We start from the raw sequence: 23266 nt of genomic DNA, 5'->3' as shown, positions 1-23266 counted from the left end.
TGGAATACGAACGTTCGCGCAATGCGGAAAAAGTTCCGTTCAGGGAAAACGCGGTGTGTTAGGCGTTACGGCCCTGACGGCGATAGGTGATGCGGCCGCGGGTGAGATCGTACGGCGAGAGCTCGACGTCGACGTCGTCACCGGGCGTGATGCGGATGCGGAATCGCCGCAGGCGACCGGCCAGACTCGCCAGGATCGTGTGACCGTTTTCCAATTCGACTTTGAACGTCGAACTGGGGAACGTCTCGACGACGCGGCCGACCAGGCTCAGAGTGTCTTCTTTTTGGACGGGGGTCAGGGGCTCGCGGCGTTTCTTGCCGCCGCCCCGCCGTCGGCGCGGAGGGGGAATACGGACTCCTTCTATGGGGTGGAATGGTTCGTGTGCTTGGGACGCGTTCGCCGAGGCAGTTGGATTCGCCGCCCGGCTGCCGTGGTGCTCCGCTCCGCCGCGCACGGCGCCGCCTGCAAAGGAACTCCTCGGCGGCGGGCCCGGTCGTAGGGACCGGAATGATCACCTCGGCAATCGTATTCGGCATGGTCGGCGTCGCAGCCGGCTTCACCTGGGACTACCTCTTCGACAGGGAGGAGAAGCACTAGCAAGGAACCGCCCCCTTCCGCAGGCATGGGATGCGTTTGCACCCTTTTGTCGCGGAATGTGTTATGGTGGTCGAGCCGGACGAACACGAGGCGTCTTTCGTCCGGCTGAGAGTACGAGTCATGTCCCGTGGTCTGGCGCTCATCGCGTTCTTCTGAGCAGGTACATCGCACGTCTTCACACCCCCGACGCCGGAGTCTATCCATCGATGTACACTGACGAACAGCTGAATTGCACCGACTGCAATGCCCCCTTCACCTTCTCGGCCGGAGAACAAGAGTTCTTTGCTGCGAAGGGCTTCACGAACAAGCCCAACCGTTGCCCCGACTGCCGCGCCGCTCGCAAGAGCCAGCGCGCCGGATCCGGCGGCGGCGGAGGCGGCTCGTCCTACTCGGGCGGCGGATACGGCGGCAGCCGTCCGGCGCGTGAGATGTTCCAGGCGACCTGCAGCGGCTGCGGCAAAGTTGCCGAAGTGCCGTTCCAGCCGCGGGGCGACAAGCCGGTCTACTGCCGCGACTGCTTCTCGCAGCGCCAGTCCTACCGCTAACCCAACCGCCGGCCCCACCACCGGCAGCGAGGCCCGGGACATCGTCCCGGGCCTTTTTGTGCCCGGAGGTGCCAGGACAACCGTTCCGCACCAGCGCAGACAGGCGCCCGTGACCATCGCCATCCTAGCCTTCGATGGCGTCGACGAACTCGATCTGGTTGGACCGTTCGAGGTCTTCGCGCGCGCCGCGCAGCAGCGCCCGGGGATCTCGGTACGGATCGCGTCGGTCAGCGGCGAGCGCGACATCCTCGGCGGCTACGGTCTGCCGTTCTCCGCCGGCGGACCGCTCGGCGATGCGCCCCAGATCCTGATCGTCCCCGGGGGCGGCTGGGTGAGCGGCGACGCGCGCGGCGTACGCAGCGAGATCGCGCGGGGCGAGCTCCCGCGGTTGATCGCGGAGGCGCATCGGGCGGGCGCGACGATCGCGTCGGTCTGCACCGGTGCGATGGCCGTCGCGGCTGCGGGCGTGCTGGGAAACCGTCCGGCGACGACGCACCGGGGCGCGATGGGCGATCTGCGGGCGACCGGCGCCACGATCGTCGACGCCCACGTCGTCGACGACGGCGACCTCGTGACGTCCGGCGGCGTCACCCACGGGATCGATCTGGCGCTTTGGCTGGTGGAACGCTTCTTCGGAGCACCGCTCGCGCAGTCGATCGCCCGGGTGCTCGAATATCAGCGCACCACGTCGATCTGGATCTCGCCCGGGACGCTCGCCGAGATCGAAGGCGCGCGCGCGCGGTAGCGCCGGTTCGCCTTCGCGGCCGCGAGCCGGTAGCGGATCGAGTACGCGGTGATCACCAGCGTCCCCAGGCCGATCGGAACGCTCCAGCGCAGCAGCATCGGGACGTGGTGCGCGTTGATGACGACGAACGCCGTCACGCCCGACACGTAGGCGGAGAGCATCGCGCTGAGGTGCGCGAGCAGCCAGCCGATGCGCTGGCGACGCCCGCGGATCAGGCCGTGCACGTCATTGAGCGCGAACGCGATCGCGATCGCACCCAAGCCGTAGAGCACCGGAACGAGGCTGCGCATCTCGTCGGTCGCGGCGGTCGCAGCGAGCCCGAACAGCCACACGCCGCTGAGCGCAGCGACGGCCGCGGAGGCGGCGTCGACGCCGTCGTCGAGCGGATCGCGCGCACGGCGCCGGCGGCGTTCGACGACGCGCACGCCGTTGTAGATCAGGTACGCGCTGACGAACACGAGCGCGAAGAGAAAGACGTGACCCTTCGGCTGCCACATGAAGAGCGCACTGATGAGCACGATCCCCATCGCGATCGCGAACGCCGCGCCGATGCGGCGATGCCAGCGGCCGCCGAGCGGGACGAAGAGCGCCGCCGGCGTGATCGCCAGGACGAACGCGCCCGCGGCGACGTGCAGCCAGGTCACGGTCGGCCGCCGTTCAGCGTTCGTCCTCGGGACGGCGCCGCGGGAGCGCGTACCAGGCGTCGTCGCAGGCGCGGCGGTCGCGCTCGTCGAGCGTCAGGTCGAGCGCGCGCAGCGAATCGCGCAGTTGCTCGGCCCTGCTGGCACCGACGATCGCGGCGGTCACGTAGGGCTGCTCGAGGACCCACTTGAGCGCGACGTGCGTGATCGATTTGCCCCGCGACGCCAGGTCGGCGGCGAGCCGCGTGACCACGTCGATCTGCTCGTCCTGCCAGTAGCGCGCCTGATAGAGCGCGGCGGCGGTGCCGAGTGCGAAGCGCGTCCCTTGGCGCGGCGCTTCGCCGCGCTTGTACTTGCCGGTGAGCATCCCGCCGGCGAGCGGGTTGAAGACGACGCTGCCGACGCCGTACTCGCGCGCGGCGGGAAGCAGTTCGTTCTCGATCGCGCGGTAGAGCAGGTTGTAGCGCGGCTGGACGGCATCGTAGCGCACCGTTCCGGCGCGGTCGGCGGTCCACAGCGCCTCCATCATCTGCCAAGCCGCGATGTTGCTGCACCCGGCGTAGCGGATCTTCCCGGCGCGGCGCAGGTCGTCGAGCGCGCCGAGCGTCTCGTCGATCGGCGTCTGCGCGTCCCAGCGGTGGGTGTAGTAGAGGTCGATGTAGTCGGTCTGCAGGCGCCGCAGCGACGCGTCGCAGGCGGCGATGACGTGCCGTCGCGAGAGGCCGGTATCGTTGGGGCCGGGGCCCATCGGGTTGTACGCCTTGGTCGCGACGACGAAACGGTCGCGCTTCCCCGCCAGCCACGCGCCGACGATCTCTTCCGTGCGGCCGACCGTCTCCAGCGTCCCGCCGACGGGGTAGACGTCGGCGACGTCGATGAAATCGATCCCGGCCTCGGCGGCGACGTCCATGATCCCGAACGCTTCCTCGCGATCGGTCTGCAGGCCGAAGGTCATCGTGCCCAGGCAAATCTCGGAGATCTTCAGGCCGGTTCGGCCGAGCCGCACGGTATGCATCGGCGCACGCGTTCGCGTCCGCCGCGCGGGTTCCCATCCTACCCCGTCACCCTGAACTCGTCGAAGGGCCGCCGCAATCACACCGGCAAGCGACGCAGCCGCCGGAGCGCCGCGAGGCTCGCCGCGGCGAGCGGCTCGTCGTCGATGCGCAGCCCGTAGTCGGCCGTCATCGCCGCGTGATAGATCCCGCGCCAGCGCGCGCGTTCGCGCGAGCGCGCATCGACAGACCCGTACCCGATGTCGAACTCGGCGCGTTGTGCGGGCTCGAAGAGCATCTCGGCGGCGGCGAGATCGAGAGCAGGATCGCCGAGGTGCAGATCCCCCCAATCGATCACCCCGCGCAGCGCCCCGCCGTCGTCGACGACGAGGTGTCGCGCGTAGAGATCGCCGTGAACGACGTGCAGCGCGCCTTCGCCCGGCTGCGGCGCAATCGACGCAAGCGACGCGATCAGCGGTGCGGGATCGTCGATCCGTCCCGTGTCGTGCAGGCTGCGCAGCCGCTCGACGGCCATGGGGAATCGCTTGCGGTGATCGAGGCGGCCGATCGCATCGGTCGGAAGCCGCGCAGCGATCGGCGAGCCCGGATCGATCGCGTGCAAGGCGCGAAGAAACGCGCCGAGCTGCGCGGGGAGCGCGGCGCCCGTCACGCTCGCGCGGCACAGCGTCGTTCCGGCGATCCGGTCATACCCGGCGAAGGGCCAGGGTACGCGTCACTTGCGACGCCCGTGTAGCTCGGGACTGGGATCGCGGCCGGCAGCAACGGTGCGAGCAACGGGAGGATCGCGATCTCGCGTTCGAGCAGCGGCACGGCGATCGTGCGGCGAGGAAAGCGAAAGACGACGTCGCCGACGAGAAACGCCGTATTGTCCCAGCCGTTTCCGAACGGCGCGAGCGGTGCGTGAGCGAGCGCGGGAAACTGCGCCGCAACGAGTCCGCGCGCAAGCTCGGCGGATACGGTGATCTCAGGCGTCCACTGCAGCCGGCTCGACATTGTCACCCTGAACTCAGCGTGACAGCGTGTTCAGCGTGATGCGACGGCGAGGGGGCGGGGCGGGGCGCCGGGGAGGAGCGAGGCAGCGATCTTCAGCGGATCGTAGTCGGAGACGTCGACGACGTCGGCGTCGGTCGCGCTGCGGCGTGCGGCGCGGAGCGCTTCGATCGCGTCGGGGAGCGCGAACTGTTCGCCGGCGTAGCCGGTGATGAAACGGCCGCCGCGGATCTCGCCGCGCGCTTCCATCCGGCGCAGCGCGACGAGGACCTCGCGCCACGGCGGCGCGAGCGTCTCGCGCTTGACGATGTCGCGGAACACGACGCCCCACCGCGCGAGCAGGCGCCGCGCGAACGTCTCGGGCTCGATCCGTTCCGTTTCGGAGGACAGCAGCGTCCAGCGACCGCTCGAGGAGCGCGGGCGCGCGCGCAGCCCTTTGTCGCCGAGCCGGCGCTTCGCGTCGATCAGCGACCGCAGCGCATCGAATCCGTCGGCGGTGACGAGCCCCGCGGCGACGAGCTGCCAGAGCGCTTCTTCCACTTCGCTCGGCAGCCGTTTCGTTTCGCGCACGATGTCGGCGAAGAACGGTGCGCCGCGCCTGGCGATCGCGTCGAGCACCTCGCGCGCGGCGTGCGAGAGCGCCGCATCGTCGTGCGCGTCGCGCACGACGAGCGACTCGGCGTCTTCGCGCGCGAACAGCGCGATCGGCGCAAGCTTCGTCGGCCGGATGCGGCGGCGCCGCTCCGCCGGCGACTCGCCGGGCGCCAGCGCCGGATGCGGCGAGAGCCTTCCCCACATCACGTCGCCGGCGTAGCATAACTGATCGAGGTACTCGCGCTTGTACCCCGCGACGCGCGCCGGCAGGATCGACGCCTCCCACGCGGCCGCCGGGATCTCGTAGCCTTCGAGCTGCACGATCACGTGCATCGTCCCGTCGACGCCGTGCAGACGCGATCCGGGCGCGACGTGCTGCCAGCGGTGGACGAAGCGCACGTAGTCAGCGGTGGTGACCGGCTCGATCTCGCGCCGCAGCATCCCCAGCGTGAGGCGATGGATGCGCGCGAGCACGCGTCGATTGCACCACTCCTCGACGTCGCCGCCGCGGAACCGTCCGCGCAGCACTTGGCCTTCGGATTCAATGCGCAGCAACGCCGCTTCGACCGCCGCGGCATCGACGGCGAACCGGCTGCACAGCTCCGGAATCGTGGTCGGGCCGCTCGACTCGAGCCAGCCGCGCACGATCTCGGCGAACGCCTCTTCACGCGTCGGAGGCAGCGGCGCCGCGGCGATCGCCGCGATCTCCGGCGCGCACGCCGCGTCGGGATACGCGAGGCGCGCGACGGCAAGCCGCTCGGCGCTGGTCCAGAACGCTGCGCCGCCGGTATCGAGCGTCGTCGCGCGGCGCTGGGCGACGAGTTCGTCGTACCAGCCGGTCCACTCCGGATTCGGCGGGACGATTACGAGCGTCGCCAGCGCGTCGTGGAGTTCGTCGGCATCGCGCACCAGCGGATGCGACGACTCGACGACCTCCGCGATCGCCGCGGGATCGAGAATCCCGGCACCGGCTTCGGGATCGGTGCGGAGCGTGCGGCGCAGGGTCACGGCGCGCGCGCGCCGCTCCTCGAGCGGAGCATCGTCGAGGTATGCGTACGGGTTCGCGTTGAGGATCTCGTGACAGAACGGCGAGGGCTCCGGCGTGTCGACCGCGACCGTGCGGATCGCGCCGCTCTCGATCCCCTGCAGCACCTCCGTGAGCCCGTCGAGATCCATCGCCTCGTGCAGACAGTTATCGATCGTCTCGCGGACGAGGACGTGATCGGGGATGCAGATCGGACCGCTCAAGTTCTCCGCGCACGCGACTTGGTCGGGAAACACCGCGGCCATCAGGTCCTCGGCGCGCATCCGCTGCAGCTGCGGCGCGACCTTCTTCCCGCCCCGCATGCGCAGGATCGCGAGCGCGCGCGTCGCGTTCCAGCGCCACCGTGCGCCGAACATCGGCGCGTCGAGCAGCGCCTGCGTGAGCGTGTATTCGACCCCGGCCGACTTGACGTATTCGAAGACGACGTCGAGCGGAAACGCGTGCTGCTCGGTGAGCGAGAGGCAGATCCCGTTGTCGGTCGCCGCCGCCTGCAGTTCGACGTTGAAGGAGCGGCAGAACTTCTTGCGCAGCGCCAGCCCCCACGCGCGATTGATCCGCGCGCCGAACGGCGTGTGCAGGATCAGCTGCATCCCACCCGCTTCGTCGAAGAATCGCTCGGCGACCAGCGTCCGCTGCGTCGGCACCGTTCCCAGGATCAGCCGCCCGGCGCGCAGGTACGCGACGCATTGCTCGGCGCCGGCGCGATCGAGGCCGCACTCGGATTCGAGCAGCGCGATCGCGGCGTCGTCGTCACGTTCGTCGATCGCTTCGCGCAGGGCGGCGACTTCACGCGAGAGCTCGCGGGTGCGGCCCGGCGACTCGCCGTTCCAGAACGGGATCGACGGCGGCGCGCCCTGCGCGTCGACAACGCGCACGACGCCGCTCTCCACGCGCCGGATCTGCCACGAGGTCGTGCCGAGCAGAAAGATGTCGCCGGCCATGCTCTCGACGGCGAAGTCTTCGTCGACGGTTCCCACGACGTGGCCGTCGGGTTCGACGACGACGTTGTAGTTGGCGGTCTCGGGGATCGCGCCGCCCGACGTGATCGCCGCCATCCGCGCGCCGCGGCGTGCGCGCACGATCCCGTTGACGCGGTCGAGGTGGAGGTACGCGCCGCTGCGTCCGCGCGAGGTCGCCAGACCGTCGGCGAGCATGGTCACGACGTCGTCGAAGTCCTTACGCGTCAGCGAGCGGTACGGATACGCGCGGCGCACCGCGGCGAAGAGCGCGTCGACCTCCCACTCGCCGGCGGCGCAGGCGGCGACGATCTGCTGGGCGAGGATGTCCAGCGGCGCATCGGGGATGCGCAGCGCGTCCATCGCGCCGCTGCCGATCGCGCGAACCAGCGCAGCGCATTCGAGCAGCTCGTCGCGCGTCGTCGGGAAGAAGCGGCCTTCCGGTTTCGCGCCGACCCAATGCCCGGACCGGCCGACCCGCTGCAGTGCGACCGCGATCGCACGCGGCGAGCCGATCTGCACGACGAGATCGACCGATCCGATATCGATCCCGAGCTCGAGCGAGGCCGTCGCGACGACCGCGCGCAGCTCGCCGTTCTTCAACCGGTTCTCGGCGTCGAACCGCAGCTCGCGCGAGAGGCTGCCGTGGTGCGGGAGGACGGCGCCTTCACCCAGACGCGAGGCGAGCGCAAACGCGATCCGCTCGCTCATGCGGCGCGTGCTCACGAAGATCAGCGTCGTGCGATGCGCGCGCACCAAGTCGGCGATGCGGTCGTAGGTTTCGGCCCACAGCTCCGTCGACGCGACCGGGCCGAGCTCGTAGCGCGGCACCTCGACCGCCAGCGTCATCGCGCGGCGATGACCGACGTCGACGATCTCGGGATTCGGGCTGAGGAATTGCGCAACGGTTTCGAGCGGGCGAACCGTCGCAGAGAGGCCGATGCGCTGCGGTGCGCGGCCGCCTTCGCGGGTGACGAGCTCGTCGAGGCGCGCGAGGGTGAGCGCGAGGTGGGAACCGCGCTTGTCCGCGGCCATCGCGTGGATCTCGTCGACGATCACGGTTTCGACGTGCGCGAAGAGTGCGCGCGACTTTTCCGCCGTGAGCAGGATGAAGAGCGACTCCGGCGTGGTGACGAGCACATGCGGCGGCGTGCGCAGCATGCGCGCGCGTTCGGCTTGCGGCGTGTCCCCGGTGCGCGTCGCGGTGCGGATCCTTGCCAGCGGGGTCTCGCGCTGCGCGGCCAGCGCGAGCAGTTCCGCCAGCGGCGATTCAAGATTCTTGCGGACGTCGTTCGTGAGCGCTTTGAGCGGCGAGACGTAAACGACCAGCGTCTCGTCGGGGAGTTCGCCGGCGGCGGCGCGGCGGACGAGGCCGTCGAGGCAGATCGAGAACGCCGCCAGGGTCTTCCCCGAGCCGGTCGGCGCCGAGATCAGCACGTCGCGGCCGGCGCGGATCAATGGCCAGCCGTGGACTTGCGGTTCGGTCGGCTCGCCGAGCCGGGCGGCAAACCACTCGGCGACCAGCGGATGAAACGTCTCCACCACAGTTCTGCCTTCAACCCGCCCGCAACGGTTCCGGTGTCAGGTCACGCCGGCTCAGCAGGATGTGAAGCCGTCGAGCGACTCGACGGCGAGTTCCCAGGCCTCCATCGCCGCGCCGCTTTCAGCGTTGACGCGGTCCATCTCGCGCTGCAGGCGGACGACCTCGTCGGGATCGTCGTAGAGGCCCGGGGCCGCGAATTCCAGCTCCAGTTCTGCTTTCTTGCGGTCGAGATCGGCGACGCGCTTTTCAGCGTCCGCGACGGCGCGCTTGCGTCGGCCCAGTTCCAGCTTCGCCTCGTGCGCCGCGCGGCGGTCGAGTTCGACCGGTTCCGCTTTCGCGGGAACCGCCGCGCGCGGTGCATCGGTCCCGGCCCGCCCCTGATGCTGCGCGCGTTCGTACGACGCGTAATCGCCGTCGAACACCGTCGCCGCGCCGTCGCGGATGGCGACGACGCGTTCCGCGAGCCGTTTGAGCAGATAGCGGTCGTGCGAAACCACGAAGAGCGCACCCTCGTACGAGGCGAGCACGTCTTCGAGCGCTTCGCGGCTCGGGATGTCGAGATCGTTCGTCGGCTCGTCGAGGAAGAGGCAGTCGGCGCGCTGCGCCATCAGCCGTGCCAGCATGATGCGCCGCCGCTCGCCGCCGGAGAACGCCTCGACCGGCTTGTCGCCGGCATCGCCGCCGAGGTTGAGCCGTCCGAGCAGCGAGCGCGCTTCTTCGTCGGTGACCCCCATCTGCATCACGGCTTCGGCGGCAGTCCGTCCGGCCGGGAGATCGTCGACGGAACTTTGCGAGTACGCCGCGGTGCGCAGACCCGTCCCGTAACGAACGCTGCCGCGATCGGGCTGTAGCTCGCCGCTGATGATCCGCAGAAACGTCGACTTCCCGGCGCCGTTCGGCCCCACGATCGCGACGCGGTCGCCGCGCACGAAGTGCGCCGTGAGCCCCGAGAACAGCGGACGGTCGTACGCCTTCGCAACGCCGAGCACGTCGACCGCGGGGCCGCCGGTCGCGCGTCGCGCCGCGCGCAGCGCGACGGAGATCGCGCGCTTCTCGCTGCGCGGCGCCTCGACCGCGCCCATCTTCGCGAACGCCTTCTCGCGGCTGCGCACGTGGCTGTAGTTGTGCGAGCCGTGCGTGCGGAGCTCGTCGATGACGGCTTTCTGGCGCTTGCGCTCGGTCTGAAACGCCTCGAAGTCGCGCCGCTGCTGTTCGCGACGCGTCTCGCGCTGTTCGAGGTAGTCGCTGTACGCCCGCCCGGGCTCCACGTCGTACTCGGCGAGTTCTCCGCGATCGAGTTCCCAGATCCGTCCGGCGACGGTCTCGAGAAAATAGCGATCGTGCGAGACGATGACGAACGCGCGCGGATCGCGCGCGACGAATGTTTCGAGCCAGCGCACCGTATCGAGATCGAGATGGTTGGTCGGCTCGTCGAGGACGAGCCAATCCGGCGATTCGAGCAGGGTGCGCGCGAGCAGCGCGCGGGTACGCTGACCGCCGGAGAACTCGCGCAGCGGACGGTCGAGGTCGCTTTCGGCGAAATCGAACCGGTTGAGCGTCGCACGCATCTCCCACTCGGCGGCGTCGCCGCGCGCAAGCGCTTCGTCGAACGCGGCGCGGAGCGTCGCCGGCCCGCTCTCGGCGGCGTCCTGCGCGAGATAACCGAGGCGCCGCTCGCGGGCGCGCGCGATCGTCCCGCCGTCGGGTTCGTCGCGGCCGACGAGCAGTCGGACGAGCGACGATTTCCCGGCGCCGTTGGGGCCGACCAGGCCGATCTTGTCGCCGTCGCGCATGACGCCGGCGAGATCGCTGAAGACCTCGTGCGCGCCGTAGTGACGCGCGAGGCCGGAGAAGCGCAGGAGTTCCATGGGGCGGCGAGCCTCGTTCGCGCTCGCCTCGAACGCGGCCCCTCGCGAGTTCCGCGGAGCCGCTACGCCGTCGCGATGCGGGCGGCCCTTCGACATCATCGATCACGTCGCCGCGATACGACGCGCGGCAGACAAAAAAAGCCCTCGCGTCGGCGAGGGCTTTCGCGTGAGCGGCGGGCCGGAGCCCGCGAACCCATACGGACGGACCGCCGTTGCCGGCAGAAAGTTGTTGCCGCGACGCTATCACGAAGCCGCTCCGCGGTCAAGGGCGCTCGGCGGCCGAACGTTCACCGCACGCTAAACTCTCCGGCCTACGCTGGCGAACGATGAGGTCACCTGCGACGACGCGCAAGGGACCGGCGACCACGTAGACTCGCATCGCAAGCCCGCGCTCGCGATCGGACCGCACATCCGGCGCGGCTTCGTCGACCAAACGCACTACAGCCAAACGTCGATCCTGCGCACGGTCGAAGTGCTGTTCGGACTCGACCCGCTCAACGTCTACGACGCAGCGGCGACGCCGATCGCCGGCGCGTTCGCAAAGCGAGCCGGTGAGCACCGGAGCAAGGTGACCCTCGAGAAGAATCCCGGCAAAGCGGTCTCGCTCGTGCTGCCGCTCGACGGCCCGGAGTCGGAAGCGATCCCGGATCAACGGCGCTGATCCGCGAGAGAATTCCTCTACCTGCGACTAAAGTTGTCAGGCAAGTGTCACAAGTACCACAAGTAGACAAGCACTCCGGGATCGGGGCGATCCGCTCGGAGAAGCTCTACGTCCTGATCGCCCGCGAGATCGTCCGGCTCATCGAGGAGGGCCGGTGCCGGATCGGCGAGCGCCTCCCGCCGGAGCGGGTGCTCATCGAGCGATTCGGGGTCAGTCGGGCACCCGTGCGCGAGGCGCTCTCCGCGCTCGAGCTGATGGGCGTCGTCGAAGCCCGCCGCGGGGGCGGCGTCTTCGTCACGTTCACCTCGCCGAAGGTCGCGCCCGTCTTCTCCGCGGTCAGCCCCGAGGAGATCATCGAGGTCCGCATCGCGCTGGAGCCGCTCGCGGCCGGCCTGGCCGCGAAGCGCGCCGCGAAGCCGGAGATCGACGCGATCGTCTCCGCCGCCGACGCGCTGATCGCCGACGCGGCGCGCGACGCCTACTCGCCGCACGCCGACGAGCGGTTTCACACCGGGATCGCGCGCGCGTCGCACAACGCGATCGCGGCTCGGACGCTCGAAGACGTCCACGCCGCGATGCGGCAGCCGCTGTGGGGGCTCATCCGCGATCGCACGGTCGTCGCGCCGGAGCCGCGGGCCCGCAACGCCGAGGACCATCGCGCGATCGCCGACGCGATCCGGCGTTCCGATCCCCACGAAGCCGAGCAGCTCATGCTGCGCCACCTGCGCTGGTTCGAGAAGACCTATTGGTCCGCGGCTCCCAGCATCCACGCCGAACACGAGACGAGGAACTCATGACGACGACGACATTATCGCTCTCGACGGACGAGCGCGCGACGCTCGCCGAGAAAGCGCGCATGGTCCGCACGGAAGTCGTCCGGCTCACGGAGATCGCGGGGAGCGGTCACTACGGGTCGGCGTTTTCGATCGCGGAACTCCTGGTCGCGCTCTATTACAAGCTGCTGCGCGTGCGGCCGAACGCGCCGCAGTGGGCGGATCGCGACCGGTTCACGATGGGCAAAGGCCACGCAGCGATCGCGGTGTATCCGATCCTTGCGGACCTCGGATTTTTTCCGGCGTCCGATCTCGACACGTACACGCGGCTCGGAAGTCCCCTCGGCGACCATCCCGACATGCGCAAAGTGAAGGGCGCGGATTTCTCATCGGGCTCGATCGGACACAATCTTTCGGTCTCGGTGGGGATGGCGCTGGCGCTGCGCCTGCGCAAGTCGCCGGCGCGCGTCGTCTGCATGCTGGGCGACGGCGAGCAGGGCGAAGGACAGATCTGGGAGGCCGCCGCCTCGGCCGGCTATCGCAAACTGTCGAACCTTGTCGCGATCGTCGACCGCAATGAGGTCGAGTCGGACGATCGCTGCGATGCGATCCTCGACATGGAACCGCTCGACGCGAAATACCGCGCGTTCGGCTGGGACGTCGTTCACCTGCGCGACGGTCACGATCTTCAGGCGGTCACCGCGGCGCTCGACGACGCGCTGAACGGCTGGCACGACAAGCCGGTCGTCGTGCTCGCCGACACGATCGCGGGCAAGGGCGTCTCCTTCATGGAGCACGCGTGGCAATGGCATCTCGGATACCTCGGGCCGCGCGACTACGAACGCGCGATGAAGGAGCTGGAAGCATGACGACTGCCGACACGCGTCCGCTGCTCGAGTCGACCGTCACCGCCGAGTTCGACGAGCGCTCGTGGGACATGGTCGGGAGCCTCGCGCTCTCCAAACAGCTCGTCTCCGGCGAGGTGCTGATCGAGCTCGCGCGCCGGCGCGACGACATCGTCGTGCTCACGGCCGATCTCGGCCGTCCGACGCGCGTGATCGATTTCGGCCGCGCGTTCCCCGAGCGCTACTACAACTTCGGAATCTCCGAACGGAACATGGTCGGCGCGGCGGCCGGGATGGCGTCCGCCGGGATGCTCCCGTACGTCTCGGGCTACGCCTGCTTTCTCGCGCTGCTCGCCGCCGATCAGATCCGGCTCGACGTCTGCTACACGAAGCTGCCGGTGCGTTTTCTGAGCACGCACTCGGGGCTCACAATGGGATTCTACGGCAGCTCGCATCACGCGACCGAAGACATCGGCGCGATCCGCTCGTTCGCCAACCTCACGATCCTCGCGCCGATCGACGCGGTGGCGTTGCGCCAGGCGCTCGTCGCGACCGTCGATCATCCGGGCCCGATCTACTTCCGGCTCGGGCGCGGCCGCGAGACGCCGGTATACGACGCGCCGATCCCGGAGTACCGCATCGGCGGCTCCCACCGCCTGCGCGACGGCACCGACGCGACGGTGTTCGCGACCGGGATCTGCGTTGACTTCGCACTCCAGGCGGCAAGGCTGCTCGAAGCCGAGGGGATTGCGCTGCGCGTCGTCGACGCGTACTCGCTCAAGCCGCTCGATGCCGACGCCGTGCGCGGCGCGTGTCTCGAGACGCGGCACGTCTTCACGGCAGAGGAGCACAACGTGATCGGCGGTCTCGGGAGCGCCGTCGCCGAGGTAATGGCCGAAGTCGGCACGGCGACGCGGCTGACGCGGATCGGGATGCAGGACGCGTTCTCGATCCTCGGCCCGCCGACGCATCTCTACAAGAACTACGGGCTCGACGGCGAGGGGATCGCCAAGACGATTCGGACCGCGCTCGCGTGAGCCGCGTCGCGGTCATCACCGGCGCCGGGTCGGAGCGCGGATCGGCGCCGCAACGGCACGCACGCTCAAAGCCGACGGTTTCGAGGTTGCGCTGCTCGATCGCGACGAGGCAGGGGTGCGGGCGCGCGCGGGGGCGATCGGCGCGTTCGCGCAGACCTGCGACGTCACCGACCGCGCCGCGGTCGAGCGCGCGTTCGACGCGGTGCTCGCCCGCTTCGGGCGCGTCGACGTGCTGGTCAACAACGCCGGTTACTCGAAGCCGACGCGGCTCATGGAGATCGGCGACGCCGAATGGCGCGCGATGTTCGCGGTGCACGTCGACGGCACGTTCATCGCGACGCAGACGGCGCTGCGCGCGATGATCCCCGCGCGCTACGGCCGGATCGTGAACCTCTCGTCGGTGAGCGCGTTGCGCGGCGGCGGGACTTTTCGGCGGTTCGCATTACTCCGCCGCCAAAGCGGCGATCCTCGGCTTCACCAAAGCGACGGCGCGTGAGATGGCGCCGCACACCATCACCTGCAACGCGGTAACGCCGCGTCTCATCGACACCGACATCACCGGCGGTCTGCTCGACGACGAGAAGCGCGCAACGCTTCGCGCCGAGATCCCGATCGGCCGTCTCGGCACCGCCGACGACGTCGCGTTCGCAATCGCGTTTCTGTGCGCGGAGCGGGCCGGTTACATCACCGGCGAGGTCCTCGACATCAACGGCGGGTCCCACATCGACTGACTCGATCCACGGATCGAAAGGAGGGCATCCCACATGACCGCATCCGGAGTGTCGCGACGGCGTTTCGTCGCAACCGCAGCGGCGGGTTTCGCGTCGATCGCGATCGTCCCGCGCCGCGCGTCCGCCGCGCCGCAGTTCTCGCTCAAGATGGGCACCGACAACGCGGCGCTCAACCCGACCAACGTGCGCGCGAACCAGATCTTCGCCGAGATCCTCAAAGACAGCGGCGGAAAGCTCGAGATCCGCGACTTTCCCAACAACCAGCTCGGCGGCGCGTCGCAGATGCTTGCCCAAATCCGCTCCGGCGCGCTCGACTTCATGATGGCCGACGGCGGCGTGCTCGGCAACGTCGTGCCATTGGCGGCGATCTTCGGCGTCGGGTTCGCGTTCAAGGATTCACAAGACGCGTTCGCGGCCTTCGACGGCGAACTCGGCGCGCACGCGCGCAAAGAGCTCACCGCAAAGGGCTTCTGTGTACGACCACGTGTTCCTCAACGGGATGCGCGAGGTCACGTCGAGTTCGAAGCCGATCCAGACGGTCGCCGATCTCGACGGATTCAAGATCCGCACTCCGGCGGCGAAGCTGCCGACCGACCTGTTCAAGTCGCTCGGCGCGGCGCCGACGCCGATGAACTTCAACGAAGTCTACACCTCCCTGCAGACGAAGATCGTCGACGGTCAGGAAAATCCTCTGACGGTGATCGAGACGTCACGGCTCTTCGAAGTGCAGAAATACCTCAGCCTCACGAATCACATGTGGTCGGGCTTCTGGATGATCGGCAACCCCGATTCCTGGAACAAGATCCCGCCCGACTTGCAGAAGATCGCGCTCGCGGGCTTCAAGAAATACGTGCAGCAGCAGCGTGCCGACGTCGAAGCGATGAACGACTCCCTCGCGCAGAAGCTCGCGAAAGAGGTGCTGACGATCAACAAGGTCGACCCGTCGTCGTTCCGCGCGAAACTCGGACCGTTCTACAGCCGCTGGAAGGAAGAATTCGGCCCGAGCGCCTGGACCCTGCTGGAAAAATACAGCGGCAAACTCGGCTGAGTCCATGTCACGCTGAGCTTGTCGAAGCGCCGCCGCAATTCACGCACGCAGGTCTTCGCCTTCGTGCCCGATCGGGGCCGCGCTTCGACAAGCTCAGCGTGACGCGAGGCTCGGCGTGACGGCGTACCCTACCTCGCGGCGGCTTTGGCGACGGCGCGGGCGGTGAAGACGTCGGCCATCGCGCTGCGGTAGTGCGCTGACGCGAACGTATCGGAGCGCGCCTCGACGCCCTGCGCGGCGTTCGCGCACGCGGCCTCGATTGCGGCCGCATCCCCGGGATCGACGCCGGCGAGCGCGCGTTCGACGCCCTCGGCGCGGAACGCGGCGTCGCCGATCCCGGTGATCGCGACGCGCGCCGAGCCGATCCGCCCGCCGTTCATTGTCAGCGCGACGGCGGCTCCGACGACCGCGTAATGCGACGCCGGGTGGTGGAACTTCACGTATGCCGACTTCGGCGCCGCGGCAAACGCGATCTTCGTGAGCAGTTCGCGCGGGTCGAGCGCCGTGTCGAACATCCCGCGGAAGAACTCGCGCGCGCGCAACGTGCGTTCGCCCTTGGCGTCGGCGAGCGTTAACGTCGCGTCGAGCGCGAGGAGGACCGCCGGATAGTCCGCCGACGGATCGCCGTGCGCCGATGCGCCGCCGATCGTGCCGCGGTTGCGCACCTGCGGATCGCCGAGATCGTTGGCGGCGTCCCAGAGCACCGGCGCCTGCGCCCGGAGCATGCTGCTCGATGCGAGCGCAGCATGTTTCGTCAGCGCGCCGATCGCGATCGTGCCGCCGTCGGCAGCGATCCCGTCGAGCCCACCGATCCCGGTGATGTCGATCAGCGTCGCGGGCGTTGCCAAACGCAGCTTCATCATCGGGATGAGGCTGTGGCCGCCGGCGAGCAGTTTGGCGTCGTCGCCGTGTTCCCCCAGGAGCCGGATCGCGTCGGCGACCGACGACGCGCGCAGGTAGTCGAAGGTTGCAGGGATCATCGCGCTGCTCCGTTCGCGGCGCCGTTGGCCGCCCCGTTCGTTTTCGCGGCGTGGATCGCGGTCCAGATCTTCTCCGGCCGCAGCGGCATGTCGATGTGCACGACACCGTACGGCGCGAGCGCGTCGATCACCGCGTTGACGACGGCCGGCGTCGAGCCGATCGTCCCGGCTTCGCCGACGCCCTTGATCCCGAGCGGGTTCACGGTCGTCCCGGTGACGGTGTGGTCGAGATCGTAGTGCGGCACCTGTTCGGCATGCGGGATCGCATAGTCCATCAACGTGCCGGTGAGCAGCTGCCCGCCCTCGTCGTAGATGACTTCCTCGAAGAGCGCCTGCGAGAGTCCTTGCGCGATCCCGCCGTGGACCTGCCCTTCGACGATCATCGGATTGAGCAGACGTCCGCAGTCGTCGACCGCGAGGTATTTCACGACCTTCACCTCGCCGGACTTCGCATCGACCTCGACGACGCAGACGTGCGTCCCGAACGGAAAGACGAAATTGGGCGGTTCGAACCGGCGCGTCGCATCGAGTCCCGGTTCGAGACCGGGCGGGAGCTTGTCGCCCATGAACGCGAGGAACCCCGCTTCTGCGGTCGACATCGACTTCGACGGGTCGCCCTTCACCTGGATCTTCCCGTCGCGATACTCGACGTCGTCGGGGTTCGCTTCCCACTGGTGCGCGGCGATCTTCACCGCCTTCGCCTGGATCGTCTCGATCGCGAGCTTGAGCGCGGCACCGCCGACGGCCGTGCCGCGCGATCCGAACGTCCCCACGCCGTACTGCACCTTGTCGGTGTCGCCGTGGATCACGTTGATCGTGTCGATCGGAACGCCGAGTTCGTCGGCGACGATCTGCGCGAACGTCGTCTCTTGCCCTTGGCCGTGTGGCGAGACGCCGGTGAGCACGGTGATGCTCCCGGTCGGCTCGACGCGGATCGTCGCGGAATCCCAGCCGGCCGCGGGCATCGCCGCCGACGGCCCCATCCCGCACACCTCGACGTACGTCGAGAGCCCGATCCCCATCAGCCGTCCCTGCTTGCGGAGTTCCGCCTGCTGCGCGCGCAAGCCGGCGTAGTCGACGATCGCCAGCGCCTTGTCCATCGTCGTCTCGTAATCGCCGGAATCGTAAGTGAGTCCGGTCGACGTCGTGTGCGGGAACGCGGTGTTCGCGATGAAGTTCTTCCGCCGCACCTCGGCCGGATCGAGGCCGAGCCGCTGCGCCACGAGATCGACCGCGCGTTCGATGAAAAACGTCGCTTCGGGCCGGCCGGCGCCGCGGTAGGCGTCGGTCGACATCGTGTTGGTGAAGACGCCGATCACTTCGGCGCTGATGTTTTCGATGCGGTAGCAGCCGGGCGCCATCAGCAGGGTCAGCGTCGGGACGACGGGCGTGAGGAGCTGATGGTAGGCGCCGAGGTTGCCGACGATCCGCAGCCGCAGGCCGGTGATCGTCCCGTCCTTGGTGCACGCGATCTCGAGATCGTCGACCTGATCGCGTCCGTGGATCATCGCCTGGAAGCTCTCGGAGCGGGTCTCGACGTACTTCACCGGACGTTCGAGCTGCATCGCAACCCAGCTCACCACGGCTTCTTCCGCGTACACGTTGAGCTTCGCGCCGAAGCCGCCGCCGACGTCGGGTGCGATCGTGCGCACGTGATTCTCGGAGATCCCGAGCACGACCGAGAGCTGGGTGCGCAGCAGATGCGGGATCTGCGTCGAGGAGTGCAGCGTCAACTGCTGGCGCCCTTCGTCCCAGTTCGCGACCATCGATCGCGGCTCGATCGGCACGGGCGCGACGCGCTGATTGACGATGCGCTGCTTGACGATTTGATCAGCCTCGGCGAACGCCTTGTCGGGATCGCCGGCGCTGAACGGCATCCGGAACGCGACGTTGGTGCCAAGCGATTCGTGGACGTACGGCGCGCCCTCGAGGGCTTTGAGCGGATCGACCACCGCCGGCAGTTCGTCATAGTCGACGGCGACGAGTTCGGCGGCGTCGCGCGCCGCATAGGCGGTGTTCGCAACGACGACGGCGACCGCTTCGCCGACCATGCGCACTTCGTCGACGGCGAGGATGTAGTGCGGCGGCGTCTTCAGATCCGCCATTTTGTGCGCGACCGGGAGCGACGACTTGAGGCCGTGCGCGTGGTGCAGGTCCTCACCGGTGTATGCCGCGAGTACGTCGGGGTGCGCGAGCGCCGGTGCGAGATCGATCGCACGGATCTTCGCGTGACCGTACGGGCTGCGCACGAACGCCGCGTACACGGTGCCGACTTGCTTCACGTCGTCGACGTAAGTGGCGCGGCCGGTGATCAGCCGGGGGTCTTCGCGGCGGCGGATGCGCGCGCCGACCATCGTGGTGAACGCCATTAGGTGCTCGCTCCCTGCAGTTGCGGCGGAATGATCACTTCACCCGAGGGCGGCGGTTCCTCTGCGGGCGGGTGGATCGACATCAGGTCGCGGACGCTCGAGCGCGGCGCGTTCTCGCGCATCGCTTTTCCGGCGGCGCGCACGGCTTTGACGATGTTCTCGTAGCCGGTGCAGCGGCAGAGATTCCCTTCGAGCCCGGCGCGAATCTCGTCGTCGCTCGGATCGGGATTGCGCTGCAGCAGGTCGACGGCGCTCACGATCATTCCGGTGGTGCAGTACCCGCACTGCAGGCCGTGCGCCGTCCAGAACGCTTCCTGCATCGGATGGAGTTCGTCGGCGTCGCCGATCCCCTCGATCGTCGTGACGTCGTGTCCGCTCGCCTGAACGGCGAACATCGTGCAGCTCTTCACCGAAACGCCGTCGAGCAGCACGGTGCACGCGCCGCAGCTCGAAGTATCGCAACCGACATGGGTTCCCGTCAGTCCGAGGCGGTCGCGCAACGCGTGCACGAGCAGCAGCCGCGGCTCGGCATCAAGCGACGTGCGCTTCCCGTTGACGGTGAGATCGATCTGCATGCAACCCTCTCCGTTGAGTACGCGGGCCGGTACGCTACCGGTGGACGAGACGAATCTCCTTGCCGATTTCTGACCGGAAAGTAGGAAAGCCGGTCCAGGGTCTGCGCGCTCTCCTGCGAATCGCCGAATGCCATGCCGCAGCCCGTCGACGTCGACGATCTCCGCGAGCGCTTGCTGGACGCCGGCTACGTCGCCGATGACGGCCTCGCCACCGCGCTGGCCTGCGCCGTCAGCCTGGAACGCGCCGTGCTGCTCGAGGGCGACGCCGGCGTCGGTAAAACCGATGCGGCGCGCGCGCTGGCGGCGGTGCATGACGCGCAACTGCTGCGATTGCAATGCTACGAAGGTCTCGATTTGGCGTCCGCCGCCTACGACTGGAATTACGGGAAGCAGCTGCTGGCGATCCGCGCCGCCGAGGCCGCGCACGAGCGGACCCCCGACCTGTACGCCGACGACTTTCTCATCCGCCGGCCGCTGCTCGCCGCGCTCGGTGCGCCCCGGGAGCGCGGGATCGTGCTGCTGATCGACGAGATCGACCGCGCCGACGACGAATTCGAAGCCTTTCTGCTCGAGTTTCTCTCCGATTTCGCGATCTCGATCCCCGAGCGCGGGACGATCGCCGCGCGCCACCGGCCGATCGTGGTGCTGACGTCGAACCGTACCCGCGACCTGCACGACGCGCTCAAGCGGCGCTGTTTTTACCACTGGATCGCGCACCCGACGATCTCCCGCGAGATCGCGATCCTGCGGATGCGCGTCCCGGAGGCTCCCCCGGCGCTCGCCGCCGACGTCGCGCGCGCCGCGGCGGCGCTGCGCGAGCGCGATCTGCGCAAGCCGCCCGGGATCGCGGAATCGCTCGACTGGACGCAGACCCTGCAGTTGCTCGGCGCCGACCGCCTCGATCACGCCTCGTTCCAGCGCTCGCTCGGCGCCGTGCTGAAGTATCCCGAAGATATCGAAACGGCGCGGGCGGCGGCCGAAGCGATCGTCGCGGCCGTGCGCGCCGACGGGGTCGCGTGAGCGAGATCGCGGCCGTCGCCGCCCGTTTCGACGCGGCGCTGCGCGCCCGCGGCGTCGCAGCCGGGACGCGCCGCGCGCAGACGTTCGCCGAGGTCCTGCACTTGATGCCCCCGTCGTCGATGCGCGCGCTCTACCATCGCGCGCGCGCAGCGATGCTGCCGGCGGTCGACGACGCGGACGCATTCGATGCGGCGTTCGTCGAGTTCTTCGGCGCAATCGACGACGCCGACGCGCTGCACCGGCTGGTGCGCGCCGTCAATGCGCCGCCGCGCGAACGCCGCGACCGCCCGCAGCGCGAGTCGCTCCCGCCGCCGCCGTCGAGCGAGCAGGCCCGCGAGCGCGAGGCCGAGCGCGCGCCGATCCAATGGATCCTCGCCGCGCGCGACGAGGAGCTTTCGGAGCGGCCGTTCGACGAACTCGACGATGCCGAGCGCGCGGCGATGCTCCGGCTGATGCGGCGGGTGCGGATCGCGTCGGAGCGGCGCGCCTCACGCCGGCGCCGCCGGCACCCGCACGGCGACCGGTTCGACTTCCGCGGCACGCTGCGCGGCGCGTCGCGCACCGCCGGCGAACTGATCCGCCGCCGTGCGACAGCGCGCCGCACGACGGTGCGTCCGCTGGTCTTTCTGCTGGACGTCTCCGGATCGATGGGACCGTTCGCCCGCGCGCTGCTGCACTACGCGCGCGTCACCGCTCAAGCGCGCCCGCGGGTTCGGGCGTTCGCATTCGCGACGCAGCTGACCGATCTCACGCCGCTCCTGCGGCGCGCCTCGGACGACCGGCTCATGGCGGCGATCGGCGCGACGGTGCGCGACTACGGCGGCGGAACGCGCATCGGCGCAGCGCTGCACGCGTTCAACCAGCGCTACGCGCAACGCGGCGCGGCGCGCGGCGGGACGGTCGTCATCCTCTCCGACGGGTGGGAACGCGACGATCCCGAACGGCTTGAAACCGAGATGCGCCGCCTGCGCCGTCTGACGCGGCGGATCGTGTGGGTGAACCCGCACAAACGCCATCCGGCGTACGAGCCGCTCGCGCGCGGGATGGCGGCGGCGCTCCCGCATCTCGACGCGTTCGTCTCCGGTCATAACTTGCGCACACTCGATGCGGTCGCGGACGCGATCGAAGGACTTTCGGCATGATCGACATTGTGGACACGATCGATCGCTGGCGCAGCGAAGGACAGCGGGTCGCCGTCGCGACCGTCGTCGGCGTCGAACAGTCGGCGCCGCGCGATCCCGGCGCCGCGCTCGCCGTGAACGAACGCGGCGACGTCGCGGGCTCGGTGAGCGGCGGCTGCGTCGAATCGGCCGTGTACGAGGAGGCGCAGGACGCGATCGCGACCGGGCGGCCGCGCCTGGTGACCTACGGGATCAGCGATGAAGAGGCGATCTCCGTGGGGCTCACCTGCGGCGGGACGATCCACGTCTTCGTGGAGCGGCTCGACTGGTGATCTTCGAAAGATTGCGGGCGGCGCTGCACGGCGACGTGCCGGTCGCGCTGGTGACGCGGCTCGACGGCGCGCACGCCGGCGCGAAACTGCTGGTCTTCGAGGACGAGATCGCCGGCGACCTCGGAAGCGAAGGGCTCAATGTCGCGGCCGCGGGCGAGGCGCGCGCGCTGCTGGCGGTCGGCAAAACCGCGCTGCGCACGTTCGGTGAAGACGGCGAGCCGGTCGGCGTCGAGGTGCGGCTGTTCATCGCCGCCTACGCGCCGAAGCCGGCGATGTACGTCTTCGGCGCGATCGATTTCTCGCGCGCCGTCGCCCGCGTCGGCAAGTACCTCGGCTACGCCGTCACCGTCGTCGACGCGCGTCCGATCTTCGCAACCAAGGCGCGCATCCCCGACGCCGACGACGTCGTCGTCGCCTGGCCCGACGAGTGGCTCGCGAACGCGAAGGTCGACCCCCGCACCGCGCTGATCGTGCTCACCCACGACGTGAAGTTCGACATCCCGCTGCTCCAAGTCGCGCTGCGCACCGACGCCGGTTACATCGGTGCGATGGGGAGCCGCCGCACCCACGCCGCCCGGATCGACGAACTGCGCCGCGCCGGGACCGGCGACGCCGACCTCGCCCGTATCAGCGCCCCGATCGGCCTCGACATCGGCGCGCGCACCCCCGAGGAGACCGCCATCTCGATCGCCGCCGAAATCATCGCGCTGCGCGAAGGCCGCCGCGGCGGCCGGCTCGCCGACGGAACGCTCCCGGTGCACAACGCGCGCACGACGGTCGCCTCGTGATCATCGCCGACTCGTTCACCGTCGACGCGCCGATCGAACGGGTGTGGACGCTGCTCCAGGACATCCCGAAGGTGGCGACGTGCATTCCGAACGCGGAGATCACCGAGGTGGTCGACCCCGCGACGTACCGCGCGAAGGTCGCGGTGAAGGTGGGGCCGGTCTCCGTTTCCTACAAAGCGACGATCCGCGTCGAGCGGATGGACGACGCCGAGCACGTCGCAGCGTTCGGCGTGCAGGGCGACGAAACGCGCGGACGCGGCGGCGTGCGCGCGAAGGTCACTTCGCAAGCGTTCGCCGAGGGCGACTGCACGCGCGTCGACTTGAACGCCGACGCGCAGATCAGCGGCATCATCGCCTCCGTCGGCGGCCGCCTCATCGAATCCGTCGCCAAGAAAACCATCGCCGAATTTGCCGCCAACCTGACGAAGCTCCTTACCTGAACGGGGGAA

22 protein-coding genes and 2 pseudogenes are annotated in these 23266 nt (G+C 69.2%); 14 read left to right on the top strand and 10 right to left on the bottom strand.

Annotated features, from left to right (window positions below; all coding sequences use genetic code 11):
- Nucleotides 1-58 precede the first annotated feature (58 nt).
- Nucleotides 59-298 carry a translation initiation factor IF-1 gene (gene infA / locus WPS_RS05645; RefSeq protein ID WP_317997500.1) on the bottom strand — a complete coding sequence of 80 codons (240 nt, stop codon included), beginning with the start codon at nucleotides 296-298 and terminating at the stop codon, nucleotides 59-61.
- 505 nt (nucleotides 299-803) lie between these two features.
- On the opposite strand from infA, the gene WPS_RS05640 reads away from it, so the two are divergent.
- Both WPS_RS05640 and WPS_RS05635 read left to right on the top strand, forming a co-directional pair.
- The gene (locus WPS_RS05640) at nucleotides 804-1142 is read left to right on the top strand and encodes a zinc-ribbon domain containing protein (protein WP_317996874.1); all 339 of its coding nucleotides are present in this window, start codon (nucleotides 804-806) and stop codon (nucleotides 1140-1142) included.
- Between the two features lie 109 nt (nucleotides 1143-1251).
- Complete coding sequence (locus WPS_RS05635) at nucleotides 1252-1887, top strand: DJ-1/PfpI family protein (protein WP_317996873.1); 636 nt, start codon at nucleotides 1252-1254, stop codon at nucleotides 1885-1887.
- Here the strand turns inward: WPS_RS05635 and WPS_RS05630 are convergent.
- The 6 genes from WPS_RS05630 to WPS_RS05605 form a co-directional block, all read right to left on the bottom strand.
- Nucleotides 1818-2531: a DUF2306 domain-containing protein gene (locus WPS_RS05630; RefSeq protein WP_317996872.1), complete on the bottom strand. Its 714-nt coding sequence runs from the start codon at nucleotides 2529-2531 to the stop codon at nucleotides 1818-1820. The two genes, WPS_RS05635 and WPS_RS05630, sit on opposite strands and share 70 nt — an antisense overlap.
- A 13-nt stretch (nucleotides 2532-2544) precedes the next feature.
- Nucleotides 2545-3543, bottom strand: coding sequence for an aldo/keto reductase (locus WPS_RS05625; RefSeq protein WP_317996871.1), 999 nt, complete (start codon nucleotides 3541-3543; stop codon nucleotides 2545-2547).
- 77 nt (nucleotides 3544-3620) lie between these two features.
- Nucleotides 3621-4190 carry a phosphotransferase gene (locus WPS_RS05620; RefSeq protein WP_317996870.1) on the bottom strand — a complete coding sequence of 190 codons (570 nt, stop codon included), beginning with the start codon at nucleotides 4188-4190 and terminating at the stop codon, nucleotides 3621-3623.
- A complete protein-coding gene (locus WPS_RS05615; RefSeq protein ID WP_405054933.1) occupies nucleotides 4187-4534 on the bottom strand; it encodes a phosphotransferase in 348 nt (115 codons plus the stop codon). Before WPS_RS05615 ends, WPS_RS05620 begins: the two co-directional genes overlap by 4 nt.
- Before the next feature lie 30 nt (nucleotides 4535-4564).
- The gene (locus WPS_RS05610) at nucleotides 4565-8668 is read right to left on the bottom strand and encodes a DEAD/DEAH box helicase (RefSeq protein WP_317996868.1); all 4104 of its coding nucleotides are present in this window, start codon (nucleotides 8666-8668) and stop codon (nucleotides 4565-4567) included.
- A gap of 54 nt (nucleotides 8669-8722) precedes the next feature.
- Nucleotides 8723-10537, bottom strand: coding sequence for an ABC-F family ATP-binding cassette domain-containing protein (locus WPS_RS05605; protein WP_317996867.1), 1815 nt, complete (start codon nucleotides 10535-10537; stop codon nucleotides 8723-8725).
- Nucleotides 10538-10853: 316 nt separating this feature from the next.
- Here WPS_RS05605 and WPS_RS05600 point away from each other — a divergent pair, with 316 nt between their 5' ends.
- The 7 genes and pseudogenes from WPS_RS05600 (at nucleotide 10854) to WPS_RS05565 (ending at nucleotide 15632) form a co-directional block, all read left to right on the top strand.
- Complete coding sequence (locus WPS_RS05600; protein WP_317997499.1) at nucleotides 10854-11198, top strand: alkaline phosphatase family protein; 345 nt, start codon at nucleotides 10854-10856, stop codon at nucleotides 11196-11198.
- Between the two features lie 44 nt (nucleotides 11199-11242).
- Complete coding sequence (locus WPS_RS05595) at nucleotides 11243-11995, top strand: FadR/GntR family transcriptional regulator (RefSeq protein ID WP_317996866.1); 753 nt, start codon at nucleotides 11243-11245, stop codon at nucleotides 11993-11995.
- Nucleotides 11992-12840 carry a transketolase gene (locus tag WPS_RS05590; RefSeq protein ID WP_317996865.1) on the top strand — a complete coding sequence of 283 codons (849 nt, stop codon included), beginning with the start codon at nucleotides 11992-11994 and terminating at the stop codon, nucleotides 12838-12840. Before WPS_RS05595 ends, WPS_RS05590 begins: the two co-directional genes overlap by 4 nt.
- Nucleotides 12837-13853 carry a transketolase family protein gene (locus WPS_RS05585; protein ID WP_317996864.1) on the top strand — a complete coding sequence of 339 codons (1017 nt, stop codon included), beginning with the start codon at nucleotides 12837-12839 and terminating at the stop codon, nucleotides 13851-13853. Before WPS_RS05590 ends, WPS_RS05585 begins: the two co-directional genes overlap by 4 nt.
- A pseudogene (locus tag WPS_RS18090) lies at nucleotides 13850-14584 on the top strand (SDR family oxidoreductase). The gene WPS_RS05585 and the pseudogene WPS_RS18090 overlap by 4 nt, the downstream one beginning before the upstream one ends.
- A 33-nt stretch (nucleotides 14585-14617) precedes the next feature.
- Nucleotides 14618-14995, top strand: a pseudogene (locus WPS_RS18085) (TRAP transporter substrate-binding protein); the annotation flags it as partial.
- 61 nt (nucleotides 14996-15056) lie between these two features.
- Entirely contained in the window at nucleotides 15057-15632 is a 576-nt protein-coding gene (locus WPS_RS05565) for a TRAP transporter substrate-binding protein (protein ID WP_317996862.1), read from the top strand.
- 128 nt (nucleotides 15633-15760) lie between these two features.
- Here the strand turns inward: WPS_RS05565 and WPS_RS05560 are convergent, their stop codons facing one another.
- Genes WPS_RS05560 through WPS_RS05550 form a run of 3 tightly spaced genes read right to left on the bottom strand, consistent with a single transcriptional unit; the run spans nucleotide 15761 to nucleotide 19556 of the window.
- On the bottom strand, nucleotides 15761-16612 hold the full coding sequence (locus WPS_RS05560; protein WP_317996861.1) for an FAD binding domain-containing protein: 852 nt from the start codon (nucleotides 16610-16612) through the stop codon (nucleotides 15761-15763).
- Nucleotides 16609-18981 carry a xanthine dehydrogenase family protein molybdopterin-binding subunit gene (locus WPS_RS05555; RefSeq protein WP_317996860.1) on the bottom strand — a complete coding sequence of 791 codons (2373 nt, stop codon included), beginning with the start codon at nucleotides 18979-18981 and terminating at the stop codon, nucleotides 16609-16611. Before WPS_RS05555 ends, WPS_RS05560 begins: the two co-directional genes overlap by 4 nt.
- On the bottom strand, nucleotides 18981-19556 hold the full coding sequence (locus tag WPS_RS05550; protein WP_317996859.1) for a (2Fe-2S)-binding protein: 576 nt from the start codon (nucleotides 19554-19556) through the stop codon (nucleotides 18981-18983). The genes WPS_RS05555 and WPS_RS05550 overlap by 1 nt, the downstream gene beginning before the upstream one ends.
- Nucleotides 19557-19688: 132 nt before the next feature.
- On the opposite strand from WPS_RS05550, the gene WPS_RS05545 reads away from it, so the two are divergent.
- Genes WPS_RS05545 through WPS_RS05525 form a run of 5 tightly spaced genes read left to right on the top strand, consistent with a single transcriptional unit; the run spans nucleotide 19689 to nucleotide 23257 of the window.
- On the top strand, nucleotides 19689-20576 hold the full coding sequence (locus WPS_RS05545) for an AAA family ATPase (protein WP_317996858.1): 888 nt from the start codon (nucleotides 19689-19691) through the stop codon (nucleotides 20574-20576).
- Nucleotides 20573-21718, top strand: coding sequence for a vWA domain-containing protein (locus tag WPS_RS05540; protein ID WP_317996857.1), 1146 nt, complete (start codon nucleotides 20573-20575; stop codon nucleotides 21716-21718). The genes WPS_RS05545 and WPS_RS05540 overlap by 4 nt, the downstream gene beginning before the upstream one ends.
- Nucleotides 21715-22029, top strand: a complete 315-nt coding sequence (locus WPS_RS05535) for an XdhC family protein (RefSeq protein ID WP_317996856.1) — start codon at nucleotides 21715-21717, stop codon at nucleotides 22027-22029. The genes WPS_RS05540 and WPS_RS05535 overlap by 4 nt, the downstream gene beginning before the upstream one ends.
- A complete protein-coding gene (locus tag WPS_RS05530) occupies nucleotides 22026-22817 on the top strand; it encodes an XdhC family protein (protein WP_317996855.1) in 792 nt (263 codons plus the stop codon). Before WPS_RS05535 ends, WPS_RS05530 begins: the two co-directional genes overlap by 4 nt.
- Nucleotides 22814-23257, top strand: coding sequence for an SRPBCC family protein (locus tag WPS_RS05525; RefSeq protein ID WP_317996854.1), 444 nt, complete (start codon nucleotides 22814-22816; stop codon nucleotides 23255-23257). The genes WPS_RS05530 and WPS_RS05525 overlap by 4 nt, the downstream gene beginning before the upstream one ends.
- The last annotated feature ends 9 nt before the right edge of the window (nucleotides 23258-23266 follow it).

This window comes from Vulcanimicrobium alpinum (assembly GCF_027923555.1).
GTDB lineage: Bacteria > Vulcanimicrobiota > Vulcanimicrobiia > Vulcanimicrobiales > Vulcanimicrobiaceae > Vulcanimicrobium > Vulcanimicrobium alpinum.
The sequence above is the reverse complement of the archived record's forward strand: the minus strand, read 5'-3'. Positions and strand labels throughout refer to the sequence as shown.